The organism is Psychromonas hadalis ATCC BAA-638, from assembly GCF_000420245.1.
Classification (GTDB): domain Bacteria; phylum Pseudomonadota; class Gammaproteobacteria; order Enterobacterales; family Psychromonadaceae; genus Psychromonas; species Psychromonas hadalis.
In genome coordinates this window covers 1-7,155 of sequence record NZ_ATUO01000172.1, presented here as the reverse complement: position 1 = coordinate 7,155, position 7,155 = coordinate 1, and the positions used below count along the sequence as shown (strand labels likewise).

At 40.3% G+C, this 7,155-nt stretch carries 7 protein-coding genes; 2 read left to right on the top strand and 5 right to left on the bottom strand.

Features of this window, described 5'->3' with window-relative positions:
* Positions 1-103 precede the first annotated feature (103 nt).
* The 4 genes from hflD to G322_RS0116095 all read right to left on the bottom strand — a co-directional run bounded on the left by hflD (position 104) and on the right by G322_RS0116095 (position 4,264).
* Complete coding sequence (hflD, locus tag G322_RS0116110) at positions 104-733, bottom strand: high frequency lysogenization protein HflD (protein ID WP_022942751.1); 630 nt, start codon at positions 731-733, stop codon at positions 104-106.
* Between the two features lie 2 nt (positions 734-735).
* Entirely contained in the window at positions 736-1,845 is a 1,110-nt protein-coding gene (gene mnmA, locus G322_RS0116105; RefSeq protein WP_022942750.1) for a tRNA 2-thiouridine(34) synthase MnmA, read from the bottom strand.
* A gap of 407 nt (positions 1,846-2,252) precedes the next feature.
* Positions 2,253-2,855: a sugar O-acetyltransferase gene (locus G322_RS0116100; RefSeq protein WP_022942749.1), complete on the bottom strand. Its 603-nt coding sequence runs from the start codon at positions 2,853-2,855 to the stop codon at positions 2,253-2,255.
* A 41-nt stretch (positions 2,856-2,896) separates the two neighbouring features.
* Positions 2,897-4,264 (bottom strand): MATE family efflux transporter, encoded by a 1,368-nt coding sequence (locus G322_RS0116095; protein WP_022942748.1) that lies wholly within the window; start codon positions 4,262-4,264, stop codon positions 2,897-2,899.
* 169 nt (positions 4,265-4,433) lie between these two features.
* Here G322_RS0116095 and G322_RS0116090 point away from each other — a divergent pair, with 169 nt between their 5' ends.
* On the top strand, positions 4,434-5,282 hold the full coding sequence (locus G322_RS0116090; protein WP_022942747.1) for an AraC family transcriptional regulator: 849 nt from the start codon (positions 4,434-4,436) through the stop codon (positions 5,280-5,282).
* Positions 5,283-5,528: 246 nt separating this feature from the next.
* Here G322_RS0116090 and asnC read toward each other — a convergent pair whose 3' ends face one another.
* Entirely contained in the window at positions 5,529-5,990 is a 462-nt protein-coding gene (asnC, locus tag G322_RS0116085; protein WP_022942746.1) for a transcriptional regulator AsnC, read from the bottom strand.
* Between the two features lie 158 nt (positions 5,991-6,148).
* On the opposite strand from asnC, the gene asnA reads away from it, so the two are divergent.
* Entirely contained in the window at positions 6,149-7,150 is a 1,002-nt protein-coding gene (gene asnA / locus G322_RS0116080; protein WP_022942745.1) for an aspartate--ammonia ligase, read from the top strand.
* Positions 7,151-7,155: the final 5 nt, after the last annotated feature.

Here is a 7,155-nt window from a genome sequence, read left to right as displayed (position 1 = left end):
TAAAGTCCTACGTCCAAGTTGTGTGATACTTTTATTTGGAGGTGATGCTTCAGCTTCGCCTTTGGCTAACAAGGCAGGACTAAAGTCCCACTTCCATGTTGTTTTACACGCGCTGTAAATTTTGTTTTGCTTGATGGATCATCGCTTTGCGAGAGAACAACAATTGGCGACGTTTACCGCCTAGTTGTCGCCATAACACGGCTGCGCGTACACCGGATAATAACAGTGCGCGGATTTTATGTTGCGTGATCACCTGTTGCAAGCATGAGGGTTTGCCATTGACTTGAATTTTAGGGCCAAGGTTACTGATAATATCTTTGTAAATATCATCTAAATTGGCTAATACGCTATCATCACTGATATCAAAATGGTTAAGCTGACGTGTCACTTGGTTAATACGCTCACCTAATAGATTCATGGCCGAGTCATTGCTGGTGAGTTTTTTCTCAAGTGCTATCATGCCAACCGCATATTTAGTGATTTGCAGATTACGTTGTCCGCCTGGGTTATCAAGCTGTTCAATCATGCTTTTAAACCCCACTTCTAAGGACGCGTAGCCACCAAAAGTATCAATTGGGCTATCACTGTCTACCGCCATAATCGATTTTAATGACGCTTCAAATGCTTCTATGTTTGGGCATAACCCCGTTGTTGCTATTTTATCAACAAGGTAAGCGGCTTGTGTCATGGCTGCAAAGGCGATAACACGAGAGGGGAGATCATGATAAGACATAATTAGTTTTTCTCTTGTAGATGTTGCTCGATAATTGCGCCACCAAGGCACACTTCATCAACATAAAATACTGCAGATTGACCCGGTGTTACCGCTGATTGTGGCTCATCAAAGATCACTTCAAGGGTATCGTCATCAATTGGATTAACCGTACACGGGATATCCGTCTGGCGGTAACGTGTTTTTACTGTGCATTTAAAGCTCTCTTTTCTAGGTATTCTATCAACCCAATCACACTGTTTTGCAATTAAGCCATAAGAGAAAAGAGCGGGGTGATCAGCGCCTTGTGCGACTAAAAGTTGGTTTTTGTCCATCTCTTTGCCAACCACGTACCACGGATTTTCATTGGAATTTTGTAATCCACCAATGCCTAACCCTTTACGCTGCCCTAGCGTGTGATACATCAACCCTTGATGCTGTCCAATCACTTCGCCACTTGGGGTGACAATATCACCAGGTTGTGCTGGCAGGTATTCTTGCAAAAAGTCGGTAAATTTACGTTCGCCGATGAAACAGATGCCGGTACTGTCTTTTTTATTAGCAGTGATTAGGCCTTGCTGTTCAGCGATACGGCGTACCTCTGGTTTTTCTAATTCGCCAACAGGGAACAGTGTTTGTGCAATCTGTTTTCCTCCTACGGCATAAAGAAAATAACTTTGATCTTTATTGGCATCTACACCACGGAGCAGTTGCACTTGACCATCGACATCACGACGACGTACATAATGACCCGTGGCAATAAAATCGGCGCCTAAATCTTCGGCTGCAAATTCTAAAAATGCTTTGAATTTAATCTCTTTATTACACATGATATCAGGGTTAGGAGTGCGACCCGCTTTGTATTCTGCTAAGAAATGTTCAAAAACATTATCCCAATATTCCGCTGAGAAATTAATGGTGTGTAGTTTTATGCCTAATTTATCACAGACTGATTTTGCATCGATAAGATCTTGGGCAGCAGCACAATACTCATCGGTATCATCCTCTTCCCAGTTCTTCATGAATAGCCCTTCAACTTGATACCCCTGTTGCTGCAATAGATACGCAGAAACGGATGAGTCAACACCACCGGATATACCGACGATCACTTTAATTTGGCTATTGTCTGTCATAAATTATTCTCCTACGAATTCGGAGCAAGATTTTAACAGAAAACCAACACAATTGAACTAATAATGTGAGTTAGGTAACGCGATGAAAACAGAGCATAAGATTGATAGAAAGAAACAAAGTAGCCGTTAAATTCGTCCCTTGCTTTATGGTTGCACTTGTTGAGTAACCTCAGGTCAGGATAACGTTTCTATTTCGTCGCATTAAAACGCATTTGAGGATCCGTTTGATGAATTCATTATTTTTGTGATGATACTCATTTAGTGTCTTCTGGGGGTAAGGGCGAACTGATTTTTCTGCTCAACTTGATAGCTGGCTTAGTTGTATATTATTAAATAATAAAATAGCTGAATTTAGCTTAGCCCAGCACCTTATTGAGAGCTAATTAAAGCGCTATCAGCATCATTAGTTAACTCACTTCAGTACTCCACCACTTTGAAATTTGCTCTTTTGATGGCATTTCACCGTGTTCTATTTTTTTTATTACACGGCATGGGTTACCAACTGCAATTACATCACTCGGAATATCTTTGGTCACAATACTGCCTGCGCCAATGACACTACGATCCCCAATGGTGACGCCACCGAGTACAATGCAACCTGCACCAAGCCAAACGTTATTACCGAGTGTGATTGGCTCTGCGCATGCGTAAGGTTTTACACGTTCAGAAAGATCAACGGGATGAGCAACCGTGCCAATCACTACATTAGGAGCAATTAAAACATACTGTCCAATGGTGACCGGTGCAATATCTAAAATGGTGACACCGTAATTGATAAAACCACCTTCACCTAAGAAAATGTTACTGCCCATATCACAATAAAAAGGGGGTTCAATATGGGCATTCCGATATTTTCCAAATAATGATTTGAGAATGGTTTTTCGTTTATCCCCTTCACTCGGTCGAGAAAAATTAAAATCGTAAAGCTTTTCTTTACACGTTAACTGGTGATTGATTAGTGCTTTATCAATCAATAGTTGCACTGAAAAATCTTTCACTTTTTTACTCATACATACTTCCTGTTTTTTTGTAAATTAAACCGTTAGTTAGGTTAAGTTTTAACCAAGTTAGTTAACCAACGCTTTTTAAACATACGTTCGATAGTGAGAACTGCTTTTACTATCTCCTCGCTAAGCATGATTAACAGCACCCAGTGCAATGGCCATTGCCATACTAAAGCACCTAATACCGCGGCGGGAATACCAATACACCACAAACCAAATAGATCGATAAACGCACTGTATTTAATATCGCCACCACTTTTTAAAACACCATTAATCCCCATCATATTATGTACTTTCAGTGCTAGGCCAAGCGCCAGTACCAGTGAAACATTAACGATCATCTGACTATTTTCAAATTCATGTTGCTGTAAAAAATTTAATAGATGATGCTGATTCAAGGCCAACAATCCCGTTGTTGAGAGTGCTAAAAACACACCCGTATAAACGGCTGTCCACGATTGATACCAAGCACGTTCAAATTTATTTGCACCTAATTCATGACCGATCATTATCCCGCAAGCGCTGCTTAAACCAAAGAAAGCGGAGAGGAACATACCCTCAATCGGTGCAATTAAAGAGTGGATCGCCAGTGCTTCTGTGCCCATTGCCGCAATAATTAAACTATAAACTAAAATACCTAATGCCCAACCTGCATGTTGAATCAGAATAGGGAAGACAAATTTCATGAACTTGAACATTTGGCTTTTAGCGACCGCCTCTTTGATTTCTGCAAAAGTAGGGATCAAGTTTGGGCGCTTATATTTGATGTATAACATCATAATAATCAGCTGGCTCAACCGACCAATAACCGTTGCCCAAGCAGCCCCCGCAACACCCATCGGCTCGATTGGGCCCGCGCCAAAAATTAGGATCAGGTTAAAAAATACATTGATAATAATCGCTAAAATACCGATCACGGTCGGAGCCATCACATCATTGTTAACACGCAGAGCGCCCTCTAAGGGGACAATGATCGCCGTGATCAAAATTGTCCAGCCGGTAATTTGTAGATAAGTTGCACCCAATTCAATAAGCGCAGGATCTTGACTTGAAAGTGTGACAAAGAAATCGGGGTTTAACGTGTAAAAAATTGCAAAAGCCAGATTGATCAGCAGTGCCCAAATAATTGATTGGATCAATATTTTACGAATGCCGCCTGACTCACCTGCACCATAATATTGTGCCCCTAAAATATTAATCGCACCTGAAATACCAAACACCGTCAGTAAGTTAAAAAAGAATACTTTTCCACCCAGACCTACCGCTGCAATCTCAGCGTTGCCCAGTGATGCCACCATCATTACATCAAACATACCCAGTGCCGCAAACATCATCGATTGCAGTGATACAGGCAGTGCTAAATTAAAAAATTTAGACCAGAAAGGCTTTCCTGTTGATGCTAACCATTTTTCCATCTCGTTCTCACTCTATTTGTTTTGTAAAACAGCGTTAGTGCCGATTACCTATATTTCCAGTGTATGCTTTTTTCCAGATAAAATTTGTTGCGCTGTTGTAATGATTTGTCTTAAACTATCATGGTTAAAAAGTAATAAATTGTAAGGTAATTAATATTGAGGTGGTAGAATGGAAATGTGGCCAGAATTGTGCGAAGTGTCGAGTCTGTGTAAACAACAGATGCTTGATAAAGGTGATCAGCCAACGTTATCAACACTCGGTTATATACAGGTTGGTTATTGTGATGCGGTTGATAAACTTAGCATGTATCGCCAAAACCCCGATTTTCATATGATGTTATTCACAACGCACGGTGCGGGTATTTTACATACCCCCGAGGAAAGCTTTGAATTAGAGGCCGGCTCTCTCATTATTGTCCCTGCTGAGCAGGTCAATGGATTTGATTTAAACTGTGATCATTGGTCAATTGCGTGGGTAATGTTAGATCCGAAGTTAAAGTGGCCTTCGCTTAAAAAAAGTAGGGTCGAGCTACAAACAACTACCTATGCAGGTGTATTACGCCATACCATAGAGTCGTTGTTACTTAATACGCAATACAGTCAATTTGATGATCAGGTTTTAGAAAAAATGCTGGTGGATCAGTTACAACATATTGTTGAGCAAAGCTTGCAGAAAAAGACACAGGTTTCTGCGGTGCAGATGCGTTTACAGCACTTTACTTATTTACTCAGTCAGCAGTTGCATAAAAATTGGAATGTTGAGCAGATGGCCGCATTAATTTTTTGCTCTCCCGCGCATCTGTATAGGCTGACTAACCAATGGTTAGGTAAAAGCCCAATGCAACATTTGCAAGCACTGCGTATTGAACGGGCGAAGCAAAGTTTGGAACTACAAAATTGGTCGATAAATGATGTTGCATTGCAGGTCGGCTTTAAAGATCTGGCGAACTTTAGTCGCCGTTTTAAAGTGCTGGTGGGGCAAAGCCCATCAGCATACCGTGCCTCTAAGCGTAATTAGTTAAGTTGTGTGATTGACACATTTTTAATGCTTACCGTACCCGTGTCTACGCCACAGTTAAACTCAATACGGAATTTTAGATCTGTAGATGTTTAAATCATTTTTAATTTTATCATCGCAGATACTTCATTCAAAAAATCATCACCACGAAGCCACTAGCGCTACACAGATAATACGAAGAAAGATAAAACAGGTCGGTTTTTAATTACCTTTCTTTTTCTTCGTGACTTCGTGGTTATCCGAGGGTTAAGGTGTTACATCGCGTTTAATGGGATTTTGCAGTGAGATAAGTGTTTCGGTGGACTGAATCGCTTCAATCGCTTGCACCTTATTAATCAGTGTCATCTGTAGGTGATCAATCGAGCGTGTCATCAGTTTGATAAAAATACTGTAATTACCTGTGGTGTAATAGGCTTCCACGACCTCTTCAAGTTCCTCTAATTTTTTAATGGTCTCGGGGTAATCTTTGGCATGTTTCAGGTTTATGCCGATAAAACAGCAAACATCGTAACCCAGCGCTTTCTCATTTAGCACCACTTTAGTCCCCTCAATAATACCCGCCATTTTCATTTTCTCGATGCGCACATGGATTGTACCGGCACTGACCGAGAATTTTTTCGCTAATTCTGCGTAAGCGATACGTGCATTCAGGGATAATGCCGCTAAGATGCTTTTATCGAGATTATCGATCTCATACTTTTTACTCATGGTTCGCACTCCTATTTATTGTTTTCTCTATTTTATGTTTATTTTATTGATGATTATTACTGTGTAAAGCTATTTTTGTTGTGGGTTATTGTAATTAGTTGTGATTTCATTGAGTATGCTTGCACAAACTTAAACGAAATCATAAACAGGGATATAGCATGAGCGCACAATACATCTTAAGTCAGCAACAAATTAGTAAAGCAAAACAACTTTTTTCAACACAGCTTGAAGAAAAATTGGGGCTGATAGAAGTGCAAGCGCCTATCTTGGCAAAAGTGGGTGATGGTATTCAAGATAGCTTAAGTGGTCACGAGAAAGCGGTTGCGGTAAAAGTGAAATCATTGCCTGCATCGGATCAAGACTTTGAAGTCGTGCACTCTTTAGCTAAATGGAAACGAAAAACATTAGCTGAGTATAATTTTGAAGTAGGTCAAGGTATTTACACGCATATGAAAGCGCTACGTCCTGATGAAGAAAAATTAAGCCCAATTCATTCTGTTTATGTAGATCAATGGGATTGGGAAAAAGTTATTTGTGCAACGACTGAACGTTCATTAGACTTTTTAAAAGCAACCGTGACAGACCTTTATGCTGCTATTAAAAGCACAGAATATCAGCTTGATGCGTTATATGGATTAACTCCTTTTCTTGCAAAAGAGATCACCTTTATCTATTCACAAGATCTTGTTGAACAGTACCCCGATTTAGATGCAAAAGCACGTGAGCGCGCCGCGGTAAAAGAGTTTGGTTCAGTCTTCTTAATCGGTATTGGTGGTCTATTATCACACGGCGAAATTCATGATGTGCGTGCGCCCGATTATGATGATTGGTCAACACAAACATGTGAACACTACGCAGGACTAAATGGTGATATTTTAGTATGGAATCCAATTTTAAAAGATGTGTTTGAAATTTCATCAATGGGCATTCGAGTTAGCCCAGAAGTGCTACAGAAACAGCTTAAAATCACCGGTGACATGGATCGTTTAAAGATGGATTGGCATAAAATGTTACTTGACTCAAAATTACCACAAACCATTGGTGGTGGTATCGGTCAATCACGCCTTGCCATGTTACTGCTACAAAAACAGCATATTGGTCAAGTACAAGTGGGTGTTTGGTCTGATTGCTTGAAGAAAGAAGTTGAAATGATTCTTTAATCTCT

Coding starts and splice junctions, on each gene's coding strand:
- hflD (WP_022942751.1), bottom strand. CDS start 733: ATGTCTTATCATGATCTCCCCTCTCGTGTTATCGCCTTTGCAGCCATG.
- mnmA (WP_022942750.1), bottom strand. CDS start 1,845: ATGACAGACAATAGCCAAATTAAAGTGATCGTCGGTATATCCGGTGGT.
- G322_RS0116100 (WP_022942749.1), bottom strand. CDS start 2,855: ATGAGTAAAAAAGTGAAAGATTTTTCAGTGCAACTATTGATTGATAAA.
- G322_RS0116095 (WP_022942748.1), bottom strand. CDS start 4,264: ATGGAAAAATGGTTAGCATCAACAGGAAAGCCTTTCTGGTCTAAATTT.
- G322_RS0116090 (WP_022942747.1), top strand. CDS start 4,434: ATGGAAATGTGGCCAGAATTGTGCGAAGTGTCGAGTCTGTGTAAACAA.
- asnC (WP_022942746.1), bottom strand. CDS start 5,990: ATGAGTAAAAAGTATGAGATCGATAATCTCGATAAAAGCATCTTAGCG.
- asnA (WP_022942745.1), top strand. CDS start 6,149: ATGAGCGCACAATACATCTTAAGTCAGCAACAAATTAGTAAAGCAAAA.